Here is a 14,768-nt window from a genome sequence, read left to right as displayed (position 1 = left end):
TATGTTATATACGAATGCTTACTTTCTGATGCGAATCACCGGCGTTTCGCCGACGGTGACCTGGCCAGACAGCTTAATCAATTCCTTGATTTCATCCATGTTGGAGATGACAACCGGTGTCAGGGTTGATTTTGCTTTCTCTTCCAGCAACGGCAGATCGAACTCAATAACCACGTCGCCTTTTTTGACCTTCTGGCCTTCTTCAGCGATGCGTTTGAAGCCTTCACCTTTCAGTTCAACCGTATCGATACCGAAGTGGACGAACAGCTCGATGCCGTTGTCTGATTCGATCGAAAAAGCGTGATTGGTTTCAAAAATCTTGCCGATAGTGCCATCAACAGGCGCAACCATTTTGTTGCCGCTGGGTTTGATCGCAATACCGTCGCCCACGATTTTTTCTGCAAACACCACATCTGGTACGTCTTCAATGTTCACGATTTCGCCTGACAGAGGCGCTACGATGTCGATTGTCCCAGCGCTATCCGTTTTTTCGCCAAAAAGTTTAGAAAACAAACCCATGATCTTCTCCTAAGCAGTAATTTGGGGCCAGCATCATGCAGGTTAGCAGAGCGTTTTTTCCTTAATGAACTTGTTAACCAGGTTCATTAAGTCTTCCGCTGTCGGTTGAGCCAATGCCTGCTCTGCCAATGCCTTCGCATCTTCAAAATTAGTATTACGAATGATTTTCTTGATGCCAGGGATAGAAATGGCACTCATGCTGAACTCGTCCAGCCCCATTCCCAGTAACAGTAGTGTAGCACGTTCATCACCTGCCAGCTCACCACACATGCCGGTCCATTTACCTTCAGCGTGAGATGCATCAATGACTTGCTTGATTAAGTTAAGCACAGACGGCGTCATTGGGTTGTACAGGTGCGAGATCAAATCATTACCACGATCGACCGCCAGAGTATACTGCGTCAGATCGTTTGTCCCAATACTGAAGAAGTCGACTTCCTTCGCCAGGTGATGGGCAATGACGGCGGAAGCCGGGGTCTCGACCATGATGCCGACTTCGATGCTTTCATCAAAGGCTTTACCTTCTTCACGCAACTGCGCTTTCAGCAGTTCCAGTTCCGCTTTCAGGCTGCGTACTTCTTCAACCGAAATGATCATCGGGAACATGATGCGCAGTTTACCGAAAGAGGAGGCGCGCAGGATGGCACGCAGCTGTGCATGCAGAATCTCTTTGCGGTCCATCGCGATACGGATAGCACGCCAGCCGAGGAACGGGTTCTCTTCTTTCGGCAGGTTCATGTAAGGCAGATCTTTGTCACCGCCAATATCCATGGTACGCACGATAACGGCCTGTGAACCCATCGCTTCAGCAACGGCTTTATACGCCTGGAACTGCTCTTCTTCACTTGGCAGAGAGTCGCGATCCATGAACAGGAATTCGGTACGGTAGAGGCCAACGCCTTCCGCGCCGTTACGCTCAGCACCGGCGATATCACGCACAGTACCGATGTTGGCACAGACTTCAACCTGATGGCCATCCAGCGTCACGGCTGGCAGATCTTTCAGCTTGGCTAATTCGTGTTTTTCCGACAGATACTGGTTCTGTACGGCTTTCAGCTCTTCCTGAATCGCTTCCGAAGGATTGACGTGAATCGCATTGTTAACGCCATCCAGGATCAGGAAATCGCCGTTTTTAACCGTGACGGTTACATTGCCGGTGCCGACAATAGCCGGGATTTCCAGCGAGCGCGCCATGATTGAGGTATGTGAGGTACGGCCACCCAGATCGGTGATAAAGCCCAGCACCTTTTTCAGGTTCAGCTGTGCGGTTTCTGACGGCGTTAAATCTTTGGCCACCAGAATGGATTCGTCCGGAATCGCGCTCAGGTCAACGATGTGCAGACCGAGGATGTTTTGCAGCAGACGCTTACCGATGTCACGCACGTCAGCCGCACGCTCTTTCAGGTATTCGTCATCTAACTCTTCCAGTGCTTTCGCCTGGCCATCAATGACCGAATAAGCAGCAGCATCGGCAGTCGCGTGATCTTTTTTGATCAGGTCGATGATTTCCTGCTCCAGCTCTTCATCTTCCAGCAACATGATGTGGCCTTCGAAGATGGCTGCTTTCTCTTCACCGAGGGTTTCACCCGCTTTGACGCGAATCGCTTCCAGTTGTAATGCCGCTTTGCTGCGGCCATCGAGGAAGCGCTGAACTTCCTGCTCAACCTGGTCATCAGAAATTTTCTTGCGGTTGATGACGATCTCGTCTTCTTTCAGCAGCAGTGCTTTGCCGAAAGCGATACCTGGTGATGCTAAAATGCCTGAAATCATAACGCTACCTTTTAATCACGATGGCTGATGGGACTCTTTGCGGTGCCATTGTCGCGGGACACGTACTCTACGAAAGCAATAACGCGGACAGGTTGTCCGCGATCAAGATGTTTGCACTCAATGGCGCAGAGGAGTCTATTGGCTGGAGAGCTGAGCGGAGGTTACTCCAGTTCAGCCATCAGTTTGACCAGATGCTCAACTGCTTTCTGCTCGTCTTCACCTTCCGCGGAAAGGGTCACAACCGTTCCCTGGGTTAAACCCAGCGTCTGCAGTTTGAACAGGCTTTTCGCGCTCGCTGATTTGCCGTTAGAGGTCACGGTGATTTCTGACTGGAAAGCTTTGGCTTCTTTAACGAATTGCGCAGCTGGGCGAGTATGCAGACCGTTTGGTGCAGTAATGGTAACTTCTTGCTGGAACATTCTATTTCCCCAACGTTATCAGGATGAGTGTTATGGATCTAAAGTCTAGCCTGGAGCCTTCACTTTAGCCTGTGTAGGTGCGCGGGTATAGCTTCATGCTGACCAAAGACGCGCATGCGTCAAATCTACAATCCGTTGCGTCTCAAAACCGATTCTACACGTCACCGGTTAATTATGCCGTGATTCGCCGTTTCACTGAATCCGTAAATCGATTCAGCTTGATCCACTTCAAATGCGGATTAATTTCAGGCATCGAAATAATTGGCAGTCTGAATACCAGATCGGCATCACTGAAATCAATCTGCCGGGTGGCGAAAGTGAGATCTGCACCACAAAAAAGCACCCGAATGGGTGCTTTTTTCGACATTTTCAGACTATCGGCTCCGGCTACTGCAGCTCTTTCTCAGTGAAGAGATCGGCGAACAGCGCGGTACTCAGATAGCGTTCGCCAGAGGAGGGCAGAATCACCACGATGTTTTTATTTGCGAAGGTTTCGTCTTCCTGCAGCTTCAGCGCGGCGGCGACGGCAGCACCGGAAGAGATACCGGCGAGGATACCTTCTTCTTCCATCAGCCTGCGCGCCGTACTGATCGCTTCTTCATTGGTAATGGCCACTACGCGGTCAACCAGGTTCAGCTCAAGGTTCCCCGGAATAAAGCCGGCACCAATACCCTGAATTTTGTGCGGGCCGGGTTTAATCTCTTCACCTGCCAGCGCCTGCGCAATCACCGGTGAATCGGTCGGCTCAACCGCGACAGTAATCAGTTCTTTTTTGCCTTTGGTGTTTTTGATGTAGCGACTCACGCCGGTCAGCGTACCGCCGGTGCCGACACCGGCAATAAAGACATCCACTTCGCCATCGGTGTCTTCCCAGATTTCCGGGCCGGTGGTCTTTTCGTGGATTTCCGGGTTAGCCGGGTTGCTGAACTGCTGCAGCAGCACATATTTGTCCGGGTCGCTGGCGACAATCTCTTCCGCTTTGCCAATGGCACCCTTCATGCCTTTAGCACCTTCGGTCAGAACCAGCTTCGCGCCCAGCGCCTTCAGCAGCTTACGACGTTCCACCGACATGGTTTCCGGCATGGTCAGCGTGAGTTTGTAACCACGCGCAGCAGCCACGTAGGCCAGCGCAATACCGGTGTTACCGCTGGTCGGTTCCACCAGCTCAATGCCGGGTTTCAGAATACCGCGTTTCTCTGCGTCCCAAATCATATTGGCACCGATACGGCATTTAATGCTGAAGCTCGGGTTACGGGATTCAACTTTCGCAAGAATGCGGCCGTTACCGATGCGGTTCAGTCGAACCAGCGGCGTATGACCAATTGTCAAAGAGTTGTCTTCATAGATCTTACTCATAGCCTGCCCTTAACTGTATGAATTATTGGGAACCCTATGAGCATACCTGTTCTGCCTGGGGGCGGAAGGAAAGAAATCGTATATCTATATGTCCCCCGGCAATAAGCCCTGCGAAAAAGAGCATAAGGCGCGCTGATGAGTTTAGCGCACCTCATTGCGTGCCAGCTGCGGCCGGTAGCGATCGACCCACATGGCGGTGGCACCGCAAACGGCAACCGGCATAATCACGAGGTTCAGGATCGGAATCATAGTGAACAGGCTGGTGAGTGCGCCGAACTGCATATTCGCGGTTTTGTGGCGACGCAGGGCGTTCCGCATCTGCTGAAACGGCACTTTATGGTTGTCGAACGGATAGTCGCAATACTGAATGGATAACATCCAGGCACTGAACAGGAACCACAGAACGGGCGCAACCGTCTGACCAAAGCCAGGAATAAAGTAGAGCAGCAGCAGTCCCAGCGCACGGGGCAGATAATAGCCCAGCTTCTGCAACTCGCGCTTCATGATGCGCGGCACATCTTTGATCATTCCTGCCCAGCCGCTGTCAGGCAGGGGCTTGCCGGTCAGACGGCCTTCCAGCTGTTCGGCCAGCAGGCCGCAGAAAGGAGCGGCAATAAGGTTTGCCAGCGTCGAGAAGAAGTAGCTGAACACCAGCACAATCGCTATCACCGACAGCGGCCATAACAGATAGCTCAGCCACTGCAGCCAGTCGGGAATATGGGCCATCAGGCGCGGGATCCATTCACCGAGACGATAGAACAGCCAGATGAATGCGCCACCGAGCATAATAATGTTAATCAGCAGCGGCATCACCACAAAGCGGCGAATACCAGGCAGACGGACCAGTTTCCAGCCCTGGCTAAAGTAGTGCGTGCCGTTAAAATCTGAGACCGAATTCTCACGGGCCATAAAGCCATTTCTCCTGAAAGTGTTGAGGCGCGCCCACTATAACCTGGCTTTTTCTCCAGGCCAGGTGCCGTTTGGGTAAAAAAACAGCGAAAAAGCGTGGGTTGCCTATCTTATTTGTCAGAAAATAGTGCACAGACTTGCACTTGTGTAGCAGGGCAAATACAGTTAGAGGATAAAGTTTGCCGCGGTGGCAAGGTATTGGAACAACAGAGAATACAATGATGCAGGATTTGCGTCTGATATTAATCGTTGTTGGCGCGATCGCCATTATAGCGCTCCTTCTTCACGGGCTGTGGACCAGCCGTAAAGAGCGTTCGTCAGTGTTCCGCGATCGCCCGCACAAACGTCTGAAACAACGTGAAGAACATGATGAGCAGGACCTGATTGACGACGAAGATGACGGCGTCGGCGAGGTTCGCGTTCGTTCCGATCGCAGCACACACCAGGAACCGCGTTTCGATGAGATTCGTGAGCCACAGCCAGAAGCGCCGCGTAAGCAAGCGCCTGCTGAGCCTGTGCGTCAGCCTGCGCCACGACCCGCACCGCAACCTGAACCAGAAAGCGATCCGCTTTTCAACACGGCGCCGAAGCCTGCTCCGCAGCCGCGCCCTGAACCGGTTCGTCAGCAGCCTGCACCGACTTTTGTCGCGCCGCCCGTTCAGGCTGACCCGCTGCTGGATCTCGATCCGCTGGAATCTGTCCAGCCCGCTCCGCAGTACCAGGCAGAACCTGAGCCACAGCCTGAAGTAACGCCGGCTCCCGCGCCTTCACAGCCTGCAGCGAAAGCGCCAGCGGAAAAACCGAAAGAAGCGGTACTGGTGCTTCATGTTGCCGCCCATTCGGGCGGTGAGCTGAACGGTGAGGCCTTACTACAGGGTATTCTGCAGGCGGGCTTCCAGTTTGGTGAGATGAACATTTTCCATCGTCATCTTAGTCCTGCAGGCAGCGGTCCGGTCCTGTTCAGTCTGGCTAACATGGTTAAGCCAGGATCGTTCAACCCGGACCTGATGACCGATTTCAGCACGCCAGGCATCTCTATCTTTATGATGGTGCCTTCTTATGGTGACGCGAATCAGAACTTCAAGCTGATGCTGCAGTCGGCACAGCGTATCGCTGATGACGTTGGCGGTGTCGTGCTGGATGATGAGCGTCGCATGATGACGCCGCAGAAGCTGGAAACCTACAAAGCGCGTATCCGCGATGTGGTTGGCGTCTGAGACCTGCGCTGATCGCTATCTGAATTGTTAAAATAAACCCCCGCCTGTCGGGGGTTTTTTATCTGATGGGGCTATATGAAATCCGTCCAGGATCACATCACCGAACTGCGCACCACGTTGCGCCATCACGAATATCTCTATCACGTCATGGATGCGCCGGAAGTGCCGGATGCCGAATATGATCGTCTGATGCGTGAACTGCGTCAGCTGGAAGAGGAACACCCCGATCTCATTACCCCGGACTCGCCGACGCAACGCGTAGGTGCTGCGCCGCTAACGGTATTTGAGCAGGTCCGCCACGAAGTCCCGATGCTGTCGCTGGACAACGCCTTTGATGAAGCCACGTTCATGGCTTTCAACAAGCGGGTGCAGGATCGGCTGAAAAGCAGTGACGACATTACCTACTGCTGTGAACTCAAGCTCGATGGCGCTGCGGTCAGCCTGATGTATGAAAATGGCCTGCTGGTCCGGGCCGCGACGCGCGGTGACGGTACTACCGGCGAGAACATTACCGCCAACGTTCGTACCATTCGCGCGATTCCGCTGCGGCTAAAAGGCGACAATATTCCGGCCCGGCTGGAAGTCCGCGGTGAAATATTTATGACGCAGCGCGGCTTCGAAAAGCTGAATGAGGAAGCGCGACGCACTGACGGCAAAGTTTTTGCTAACCCGCGCAACGCAGCGGCAGGCTCTCTGCGTCAGCTTGATCCGCGCATTACCGCTAAACGTCCATTAACTTTCTTCTGCTACGGTTTTGGCCTGCTGGAAGGCGGGGAGATGCCGCATAGTCACATGGGGCGCCTGCAACAGTTCAAAGCCTGGGGCCTGCCGGTCAGCGACCGCATTAAGCTGGTGAACAACGCCGAAGAAGCCCTGGCTTTCTATCGGGATATTGAGCAACAGCGTCCGAACCTGGGGTTCGATATTGATGGCGTGGTGATCAAGGTCGATTCACAGGCATTACAGGAGCAACTGGGCTTTGTGGCGCGGGCACCGCGCTGGGCGATTGCCTTCAAATTCCCGGCACAGGAACAGCTGACCTGGGTACGTGACGTCGAATTCCAGGTTGGCCGCACGGGCGCTATCACGCCGGTGGCTCGTCTTGAGCCGGTGCAGGTGGCAGGCGTCATCGTCAGCAATGCCACGCTGCATAATGCGGATGAAATTGAGCGGCTGGGATTACGCATTGGCGACCGTGTGGTGATTCGCCGTGCCGGTGATGTGATCCCGCAGGTGGTCAACGTAGTGATCGCTGAACGCCCTGAAGAGACGCGTGAAGTAGTCTTTCCTGCCCATTGCCCGGTCTGTGGTTCCGAGGTGGAGCGGGTCGAAGGCGAGTCAGTCACGCGCTGCACTGGCGGTCTGATCTGCGGTGCGCAACGTAAAGAGGCACTGAAGCACTTTGTCTCGCGTCGGGCGCTGGATGTGGACGGTATGGGCGATAAGATTATCGATCAGCTGGTGGAAAAAGAGTACGTCGATACGCCTGCCGATTTGTTCCGTCTCACGGCCGGCAAGCTGACAGGCCTGGATCGTATGGGCCCGAAATCGGCGCAGAATATCGTCGACGCGCTGGAGAAAGCGAAGTCGACCACGCTGGCGCGTTTCCTTTATGCGCTGGGCATTCGCGAAGTGGGTGAGGCTACTGCCGCCAATCTGGCTAACCATTTTGGTGAATTGCAAAAGGTGATGGATGCCGATCTTGAGGCGCTGATTGCCGTGCCGGATGTCGGCAAAGTCGTTGCCGCACACGTGCGCAACTTCATGGAGGAGGAGAGCAACCGTGAGGTTATCCGCCAGCTGACAGACGACATCGGCATTCACTGGCCGCAGGTGGTCGTGGTGAAAGCCGAAGAGATCGACAGTCCATTTGCCGGTAAAACGGTGGTGCTGACCGGTTCGCTGTCGCAGATGAACCGCGATGATGCCAAAGCGCAGCTTATCGCGCTGGGGGCAAAAGTCAGCGGCAGCGTATCGAAGAAAACCGATCTGCTGATTGCCGGTGAAGCGGCCGGTTCAAAGCTGGCGAAAGCACAGGAGCTGGGCATTGAAGTGATTGATGAAGCGGAAATGATCCGCCTGCTGGGTGCCTGAAATGGATGAGCATCAGCTGGTGGCGATAGCCAATACGCCTATGCCGTTTGGCAAATACAAAGGGCGGATGCTGATCGATCTGCCTGAGCCTTATCTGCTCTGGTTTGCCCGCAGTGGCGACTTTCCGTCTGGTCAGCTTGGTGATCTTATGCAACTGACCCTGACCATAAAAGCAGAGGGCCTGGAGGGATTAGTTAAGCCGCTCCAGACCCGCACATAATCGTGCCCGCACAGGCGGGCAACGGTTTTACTTCTGAGACTCCATCACTGAATCTTTCACCTGCAGAGCCTGCTGTTTCTCATTGGTCTTCTTGTAGCGTCCGGCGATAAACGAGCAGACCATCAGTTGTACCTGATGGAAAATCATCAGCGGCAGCACAATAATCCCCACCGTACTGGCCGGGAACAGAATATTCGCCATCGGCACGCCATTCGCCAGACTCTTCTTCGAGCCACAAAACAACACCACGATTTCATCGGCGCGCTTAAAGCGGAACAGACGCGAAGCCAGCAGATTGATGAGCAGCACGGCGGTCAGCAGAATAATGGAACCGGCCACAATCCACACCAGCGTCATTAATCCAACGCGATGCCAGATGCCGTTCACCACGGCTTCACTGAAGGCGGAATAGACTACCAGCAGAATCGAAGTCTGGTCAGTTTTGCCAATCAGGCTACGGTGTTTCTCAATCCAGCCACCGATCCAGCGACGTGAGAGGTGACCCAGAATGAAAGGCACCATCAGTTGCAGCATAATCTTACCGATTTGCTCCAGACCATCACTCGGCGCGCTGCTGTGGATATCCATGACCAGATTCACCAGCAACGGTGAAATAAACACACCCAGCAGGCTCGATGCCGAGGCGCTGCACACCGCTGCCGCGACATTCCCGCCCGCCATTGAGGTAAAGGCGATGGCAGACTGGACGGTAGCCGGCAGGATACAGAGGTAGATAAAACCAGTGTAAATTTCCGGACCGACATCAACCGGATGCCACCAGACCAGCAGCAGACCCAGTGCCGGAAACAGCACAAAGGTGCTGAACATGATCCACAGATGCAACTGCCAGTGACTGCTGCCTGCGATGATCTTTTCACGCGAAAGTTTGGCACCGTGCATAAAGAACAGCAGCGCTATCGCTGCCGTCGCGAGGTAACTGAAGATATCAACGTAGATCCCTTTTGCTGGCAGGAAAGAGGCCAGCAGCACGGTGATGATCAGTTTAACCATCATCGGATCGAGTTTTAGAAAGCCCATTGCTAAATTCCGGTAAATTATTCAATAGCGCGATTGTGCGGCAAGTAGTTTTAGAAATAAAATTGATTTATTGAATTAATCTATGAGCGCAATCGATGAATTATACCCTGCGTCAGCTGCGAACGTTTATTGCCGTGGCCCACTATGGTGGCTTCAGTCAGGCAGGGCAGGCGATAGGCCTGAGCCAGTCGGCAGTCAGCCACAGTATTAAAGAGCTGGAAGCCGAAACCGGCGTGCGGTTGCTGGACAGAACCACCCGGGAGGTGATGCTGACAGAGGCGGGAAAACAGCTGGCGTCACGCATGGAGCGCCTGCTGGAGGAGATTCATACCACGCTACTGGACATCCGAAGTTTTGGCGAGCAGCGCAGTGGTACGGTCAGAGTGGCAGCCAGCCAGACCATTTCCGCGCATCTGATGCCGCAATGTCTGGCCGCCAGCCAGCACCATTTTCCCGATATCAAAGTGATTCTTCACGATCGCGCCCAGCAATGGGTGCTGCAAAGTGTGCGTAACGCCGAAGTCGATTTCGGCATCGTGATTGGGCCGCTCAGCGACAGCGATTTCGATAGCATCGCGATTCTGGATGAGCCTTTCCTGCTGTTATGTCGCGAAGATGATCCGCTGGCGAAAGTGGAAAGGGCTGAATGGGCGATGCTTGATGGTCGCACGATGGTATTGCAGGATTACGCTTCCGGCAGTCGGGTTTTGATTGATGCGGCAATGCAGCAGCAGAATATCAGGGCTGAAGTCGTGCAGGAGATTGGTCATCCCGCCACGTTGTTCCCGATGGTGCAGGTGGGAATCGGCATCAGTATTCTGCCTGCGCTGGCGTTACCCTTACCAGCGGATCGCGCCCTCACGGTGCGGCGTCTCTATCCGGAAATCAATCGTAGCCTGACGCTAATTAAACGTAAAAACCGCTCGCTGACGCCGGCTGCCGAAGCGATCTGGCAGGAGGTGCGCCAGCAGGCGATGCTGCTGGCGCAACAACGCGCGGTTAAACCGGCGTTTTAGATATAAACGTCAACTTTGTTAGTATCGGTTGGGCGGTTAATCCCGTCCGCTTTGATCTCACTGACGGGCGAACTGTCACTTTTTGGCTGATCCTGCTCAGCCTGCTTCTGTTCCAGCTGTGCAATCTGTGCCTGCAGCATGGTGATTTGTGACTGGTACATCTGCTGCATCTCAGACTTCTGTTCGTCAGTCAGTTCTTTATTGTCAGCCAGCTCCTTAACCTGCGTTAACACACCCTGAATCTGTTTATTCAGTGCCGCAACCTGCGAGGCCACACTGCCGCCGCCGCTGTCACCGCTACTGACCGCACTGCTTAAAATTCCGGAAATTGAAGACATCATTTTCTCCCTGTAAGTGGTCACATACGTTATCGGCACGCTGCGAAACGACTTGAGAGCCCAGAGTGTTAATGTTTTGCAAAGACGCAATGAGGTATTAAATCCGCGTAGCAGAAACAAAACAGGCACCAGAAAGGCTAACAGACAGCTAATACGTTCAAAGCGATGGGAGCACAGGCCTGTAGCAAAGCATCGCGGGACAGGGATGTGCCGCGCTGAGCCTGCCATGGATGGCGATTTTGCGTCTTTGCGAAAGGCCTGCGCTCCCTGAGCCAGCGCGTTTTTAAAAACCTAACGTTGCTGGAAAGAATGGGAACCAACCTGGGGTTAAGGCAGAAACGAATAAAGCGCCCAAAAGGCGCTTTATTCTGAATGGGTGGGTCGTGCAGGATAGCCTAGGCCCATCCTGGGCCTCGCCCTCCGGGTGATGCTGTCGCAGGTTCTCATCCTGCACGGTGAAATCCATGCCCCGGAAACGAAAAAAGCGCCTAAAAGGCGCTTTATTCTGAATTGGTGGGTCGTGCAGGATTCGAACCTGCGACCAATTGATTAAAAGTCAACTGCTCTACCAACTGAGCTAACGACCCGAAGTGGTGGGTGATGACGGGTTCGAACCGCCGACCCCCTCCTTGTAAGGGAGATGCTCTACCAACTGAGCTAATCACCCACTTCGTACTTCGATACTGCTAACAGGCAAGATATGGTGGGTGATGACGGGTTCGAACCGCCGACCCCCTCCTTGTAAGGGAGATGCTCTACCAACTGAGCTAATCACCCATATCTTCATACCTGTTCACTGCGGGCACCCTGTTAAGAGTGGTGGGTGATGACGGGTTCGAACCGCCGACCCCCTCCTTGTAAGGGAGATGCTCTACCAACTGAGCTAATCACCCCCGCTGTGTGGAGTCGCATTATAGGGATAGTTGATTTTGAGTCAACGCTTTTTAAAACATAAATGTGCGTTCGGTTTATTTTTAAACATCCTGTCGCGCTTTTAGTCAATGTGCTGGTTTTACTGGCAGAAAAGCCCCTTTTCCCGGAGGGCAACCGGCGTGCATGCATTGAGGATTCACCGTCAGATGCTAGAATGTGCCCACTGTTTTTTCGCGTCTAACCTGTTTTTTGTCATCCAGACAGAGAACCCGCGCATCTAAGGCAATACTCAATGAAAATCAAAACACGCTTCGCGCCCAGCCCGACCGGCTATCTGCATGTCGGTGGCGCCCGTACCGCACTTTACTCCTGGCTCTTTGCCCGTCATAACCAGGGCGAGTTTGTGCTGCGTATTGAAGATACCGATCTGGAACGCTCCACGCCGGAAGCTATCGAAGCCATCATGGATGGCATGAACTGGCTCAGTCTGGACTGGAACGAAGGCCCTTACTACCAGACTAAACGTTTTGATCGCTACAACGCGGTCATTGATGAAATGCTGGAAGCGGGCACGGCTTACAAATGCTACTGCTCTAAAGAGCGTCTGGAAGCCCTGCGTGAAGAGCAGATGGCCAACAACGAAAAGCCGCGTTACGACGGCCGCTGCCGTGACAGCCATGAACATCATGCCGATGACGAGCCGTGTGTGGTGCGCTTCCGCAACCCGCAGGAAGGATCGGTCATCTTCGACGACCAGATCCGTGGTCCGATTGAGTTCAGCAACCAGGAACTGGATGATCTGATTATCCGCCGTACCGATGGTTCGCCAACCTATAACTTCTGCGTCGTGGTGGATGACTGGGATATGGGCATCACGCACGTTATTCGCGGTGAAGACCACATCAACAACACACCGCGTCAGATCAACATTCTCAAAGCCATTGGCGCACAGGTTCCGGTCTATGCCCATGTTTCGATGATCCTGGGCGATGATGGCAAAAAGCTCTCCAAGCGTCATGGCGCGGTAGGGGTAATGCAGTATCGTGATGATGGCTATCTGCCAGAAGCGTTGCTCAACTACCTGGTTCGTCTGGGCTGGTCACATGGCGATCAGGAAATTTTCAGCGTGCCTGAAATGACTGAGCTGTTTACTCTGGATGCCGTCAGCAAGTCTGCCAGTGCGTTCAACACCGAGAAACTGCAGTGGCTGAACCATCACTACATTAATACGCTGCCGCCAGAATATGTGGCGACGCATCTGCAGTGGCATATTGAAGAGCAGAAAATTGATACCCGCACCGGGCCGGAACTGGCGAAACTGGTTAGCCTGCTGGGCGAGCGCTGTAAAACGCTGAAAGAGATGGCGGCGTCCTGTCGCTACTTCTATGAAGACTTTGCAGAGTTTGATGCTGATGCCGCGAAGAAACATCTTCGTCCGGTGGCGCGTCAGCCACTGGAAGTGGTGCGCGATAAGCTGGCCGCAATCACTGAGTGGAACGCTGAAAACGTCCATCAGGCGATTCAGAGCACCGCCGATGAGCTGGAAGTCGGTATGGGTAAAGTCGGCATGCCGCTGCGTGTGGCGGTGACCGGCGCCGGTCAGTCACCGGGTCTGGACGTCACTGTTGAAGCGATTGGCCGCAGCCGCAGTGTGGCACGTATTGAGCAGGCTCTGGCCTTTATCAGTGAGCGGGAAGCACAGGCTTAATAAACTTAGCCGGAAGCGTCACGCTTCCGGTTTCTTTACTCTTCACCAATTCCCAGACGCTGCATTACGCCCTTAATCCCTTCACGTAAGATTAACGCGGTGAACTGATCCTGTTCATCCTGACTCATTTGCTGGATGGAACTTATCAATAACGCAGGTAAAGAATTCGCCACTGCACCATAGGTCGCGGCGGGTTCGTTGAGATTGCGTGTCGACTGAATAAAACTTTTTACGCGTTCATCAATATGAATCAGACGCGCCTTACCGCCTTGTACACCGGGCTTTGGCGTAGTTGTCCAGTTCTCTCGCTTAATCCATTTATTCACCGTTTGCCGACTGTAACCCGTTTCTGCAGCCAGCTCTTCGGGAGTAAGCCATTCCTTTTTCACGATGCTATCCCTGTTAAATACATTAGCGGTACATATTACAGCAAAACGTAACGGGGGAAAGTAACTGAGGCTGAAATTGCCTTTTGTCTTTTGACAAAAGGCAAAACAGGATTACTGCGGGTTGCTGGCAGGTTCTGCGGCTGGGCGGAAGGCAAGGAAGTAAGCCAGGCCAACGAAGACGGCACCGCCCACGGCATTGCCCAGGAAGACGGCAACAAAGTTAGGCAGATACTCTGCCCAGCTCATCTGACCGGCAAAAATGGCGGCCGGGATGATAAACATGTTGGCGACAACGTGCTGGAAGCCAATGGCAACAAACGCCATCACCGGGAACCACATGCCGAAGATCTTGCCGACCACATCTTTACTGGCAAACGCCAGCCACACTGCCAGGCACACCAGCCAGTTACAGCCAATGCCCGAAATAAAGGCGTGCAGGAAATCGGCATGGACTTTTGCAGAGGCAATCGCAACGGTCTTTTTCAGGTAATCGCCTTCGGTCATGCCCAGCATATGGCCAAAGAACCAGGCGACAGCCACGCTGCCGAGGAAGTTTGCCAGAGTCACCCAGAACCAGTTCCGCGCCACGCTCATAAAGCTGATGCGGCGGGCGAACCAGGCTACCGGCAGGGTCATCATATTACCTGTCAGCAGCTCACCCCCTGCCAGCACGGTCATGATGATACCTACCGGGAAGACAGCGGCACCTAACAGGCCACCAAATGAGCCCCATTCAGCCGGCAGGGTGTTGATGACGTGAAGATCCAGCAGGAAGCCAGTCGCAATAAATGCGCCCGCCATGAAGCCGAGAATCAGAAGGATGCTGACAGGCGCACGGCTTTTTGCCACGCCTGACTGGATCGCCAGTTGTGCGATTTCTTTAGGTGTATGCAGCGACATAG

Annotated in this window: 14 protein-coding genes and 4 tRNA genes; 5 read left to right on the top strand and 13 right to left on the bottom strand. The window is 53.7% G+C overall.

Translation table 11 applies throughout. The features are described 5' to 3' along the window. Nucleotides 1–18: 18 nt before the first annotated feature. From crr to cysZ, 5 genes are all read right to left on the bottom strand, one after another. On the bottom strand, nt 19–519 hold the full coding sequence (gene crr, locus FA92_RS12780) for a PTS glucose transporter subunit IIA (protein ID WP_008926530.1): 501 nt from the start codon (nt 517–519) through the stop codon (nt 19–21). Between the two features lie 42 nt (nt 520–561). Beyond that, complete coding sequence (ptsI, locus tag FA92_RS12775) at nt 562–2,289, bottom strand: phosphoenolpyruvate-protein phosphotransferase PtsI (protein WP_033783822.1); 1,728 nt, start codon at nt 2,287–2,289, stop codon at nt 562–564. A gap of 161 nt (nt 2,290–2,450) precedes the next feature. Further along, the gene (gene ptsH / locus FA92_RS12770; RefSeq protein ID WP_003848868.1) at nt 2,451–2,708 is read right to left on the bottom strand and encodes a phosphocarrier protein Hpr; all 258 of its coding nucleotides are present in this window, start codon (nt 2,706–2,708) and stop codon (nt 2,451–2,453) included. A gap of 387 nt (nt 2,709–3,095) precedes the next feature. Then, nucleotides 3,096–4,064 (bottom strand): cysteine synthase A, encoded by a 969-nt coding sequence (cysK, locus tag FA92_RS12760; protein ID WP_013358657.1) that lies wholly within the window; start codon nt 4,062–4,064, stop codon nt 3,096–3,098. Between the two features lie 141 nt (nt 4,065–4,205). Then, nucleotides 4,206–4,973, bottom strand: coding sequence for a sulfate transporter CysZ (cysZ, locus tag FA92_RS12755; protein ID WP_033783819.1), 768 nt, complete (start codon nt 4,971–4,973; stop codon nt 4,206–4,208). 218 nt (nt 4,974–5,191) lie between these two features. Between cysZ and zipA the strand changes: the two genes are divergently transcribed. The 3 genes from zipA (at nt 5,192) to FA92_RS12740 (ending at nt 8,504) form a co-directional block, all read left to right on the top strand. After that, nucleotides 5,192–6,190 carry a cell division protein ZipA gene (zipA, locus tag FA92_RS12750; protein WP_033783817.1) on the top strand — a complete coding sequence of 333 codons (999 nt, stop codon included), beginning with the start codon at nt 5,192–5,194 and terminating at the stop codon, nt 6,188–6,190. A 75-nt stretch (nt 6,191–6,265) separates the two neighbouring features. Further along, nucleotides 6,266–8,284 carry an NAD-dependent DNA ligase LigA gene (gene ligA, locus FA92_RS12745; protein WP_033783815.1) on the top strand — a complete coding sequence of 673 codons (2,019 nt, stop codon included), beginning with the start codon at nt 6,266–6,268 and terminating at the stop codon, nt 8,282–8,284. Nucleotide 8,285: 1 nt separating this feature from the next. After that, on the top strand, nt 8,286–8,504 hold the full coding sequence (locus FA92_RS12740; RefSeq protein WP_033783813.1) for a DUF3820 family protein: 219 nt from the start codon (nt 8,286–8,288) through the stop codon (nt 8,502–8,504). Between the two features lie 27 nt (nt 8,505–8,531). Here FA92_RS12740 and FA92_RS12735 read toward each other — a convergent pair whose 3' ends face one another. Beyond that, complete coding sequence (locus FA92_RS12735) at nt 8,532–9,542, bottom strand: bile acid:sodium symporter family protein (RefSeq protein ID WP_013358652.1); 1,011 nt, start codon at nt 9,540–9,542, stop codon at nt 8,532–8,534. Nucleotides 9,543–9,637: 95 nt separating this feature from the next. Between FA92_RS12735 and FA92_RS12730 the strand changes: the two genes are divergently transcribed. Continuing rightward, nucleotides 9,638–10,558 (top strand): LysR family transcriptional regulator, encoded by a 921-nt coding sequence (locus tag FA92_RS12730; RefSeq protein WP_013358651.1) that lies wholly within the window; start codon nt 9,638–9,640, stop codon nt 10,556–10,558. On the opposite strand, the gene FA92_RS12725 is transcribed toward FA92_RS12730, so the two are convergent. From FA92_RS12725 to FA92_RS12705, 5 genes are all read right to left on the bottom strand, one after another. Beyond that, entirely contained in the window at nt 10,555–10,896 is a 342-nt protein-coding gene (locus tag FA92_RS12725) for a FlxA-like family protein (RefSeq protein ID WP_013358650.1), read from the bottom strand. The two genes, FA92_RS12730 and FA92_RS12725, sit on opposite strands and share 4 nt — an antisense overlap. A 511-nt stretch (nt 10,897–11,407) precedes the next feature. Continuing rightward, nucleotides 11,408–11,483: transfer RNA gene (locus FA92_RS12720), tRNA-Lys, on the bottom strand. Nucleotides 11,484–11,487: 4 nt separating this feature from the next. Continuing rightward, a tRNA-Val gene (locus FA92_RS12715) sits at nt 11,488–11,563 on the bottom strand. Nucleotides 11,564–11,597: 34 nt separating this feature from the next. Then, nucleotides 11,598–11,673 (bottom strand) — tRNA-Val (locus FA92_RS12710). Between the two features lie 40 nt (nt 11,674–11,713). After that, nucleotides 11,714–11,789 (bottom strand) — tRNA-Val (locus FA92_RS12705). A gap of 272 nt (nt 11,790–12,061) precedes the next feature. On the opposite strand from FA92_RS12705, the gene gltX reads away from it, so the two are divergent. Continuing rightward, the gene (gltX, locus tag FA92_RS12700) at nt 12,062–13,477 is read left to right on the top strand and encodes a glutamate--tRNA ligase (protein ID WP_013358649.1); all 1,416 of its coding nucleotides are present in this window, start codon (nt 12,062–12,064) and stop codon (nt 13,475–13,477) included. Between the two features lie 35 nt (nt 13,478–13,512). Here gltX and FA92_RS12695 read toward each other — a convergent pair whose 3' ends face one another. Together FA92_RS12695 and FA92_RS12690 are read right to left on the bottom strand one after the other, a co-directional pair. Next, on the bottom strand, nt 13,513–13,866 hold the full coding sequence (locus FA92_RS12695) for a YfeC-like transcriptional regulator (protein ID WP_013358648.1): 354 nt from the start codon (nt 13,864–13,866) through the stop codon (nt 13,513–13,515). Nucleotides 13,867–13,977: 111 nt separating this feature from the next. Beyond that, nucleotides 13,978–14,766, bottom strand: a complete 789-nt coding sequence (locus tag FA92_RS12690) for a formate/nitrite transporter family protein (protein ID WP_013358647.1) — start codon at nt 14,764–14,766, stop codon at nt 13,978–13,980. Nucleotides 14,767–14,768: the final 2 nt, after the last annotated feature.

It is taken from the genome of Pantoea sp. 9140, assembly GCF_000745295.1.
Taxonomy (GTDB): Bacteria; Pseudomonadota; Gammaproteobacteria; order Enterobacterales; family Enterobacteriaceae; genus Pantoea; species Pantoea vagans.
Note: the sequence above shows the minus strand (reverse complement) of the source record. Positions and strands in the feature narration are given on the sequence as shown.

Excerpts from the sequence above, each read along its gene's own strand:
- crr (WP_008926530.1), bottom strand. The coding sequence starts at position 519 with ATGGGTTTGTTTTCTAAACTTTTTGGCGAAAAAACGGATAGCGCTGGG.
- ptsI (WP_033783822.1), bottom strand. The coding sequence starts at position 2,289 with ATGATTTCAGGCATTTTAGCATCACCAGGTATCGCTTTCGGCAAAGCA.
- ptsH (WP_003848868.1), bottom strand. The coding sequence starts at position 2,708 with ATGTTCCAGCAAGAAGTTACCATTACTGCACCAAACGGTCTGCATACT.
- cysK (WP_013358657.1), bottom strand. The coding sequence starts at position 4,064 with ATGAGTAAGATCTATGAAGACAACTCTTTGACAATTGGTCATACGCCG.
- cysZ (WP_033783819.1), bottom strand. The coding sequence starts at position 4,973 with ATGGCCCGTGAGAATTCGGTCTCAGATTTTAACGGCACGCACTACTTT.
- zipA (WP_033783817.1), top strand. The coding sequence starts at position 5,192 with ATGATGCAGGATTTGCGTCTGATATTAATCGTTGTTGGCGCGATCGCC.
- ligA (WP_033783815.1), top strand. The coding sequence starts at position 6,266 with ATGAAATCCGTCCAGGATCACATCACCGAACTGCGCACCACGTTGCGC.
- FA92_RS12740 (WP_033783813.1), top strand. The coding sequence starts at position 8,286 with ATGGATGAGCATCAGCTGGTGGCGATAGCCAATACGCCTATGCCGTTT.
- FA92_RS12735 (WP_013358652.1), bottom strand. The coding sequence starts at position 9,542 with ATGGGCTTTCTAAAACTCGATCCGATGATGGTTAAACTGATCATCACC.
- FA92_RS12730 (WP_013358651.1), top strand. The coding sequence starts at position 9,638 with ATGAATTATACCCTGCGTCAGCTGCGAACGTTTATTGCCGTGGCCCAC.
- FA92_RS12725 (WP_013358650.1), bottom strand. The coding sequence starts at position 10,896 with ATGTCTTCAATTTCCGGAATTTTAAGCAGTGCGGTCAGTAGCGGTGAC.
- gltX (WP_013358649.1), top strand. The coding sequence starts at position 12,062 with ATGAAAATCAAAACACGCTTCGCGCCCAGCCCGACCGGCTATCTGCAT.
- FA92_RS12690 (WP_013358647.1), bottom strand. The coding sequence starts at position 14,766 with ATGTCGCTGCATACACCTAAAGAAATCGCACAACTGGCGATCCAGTCA.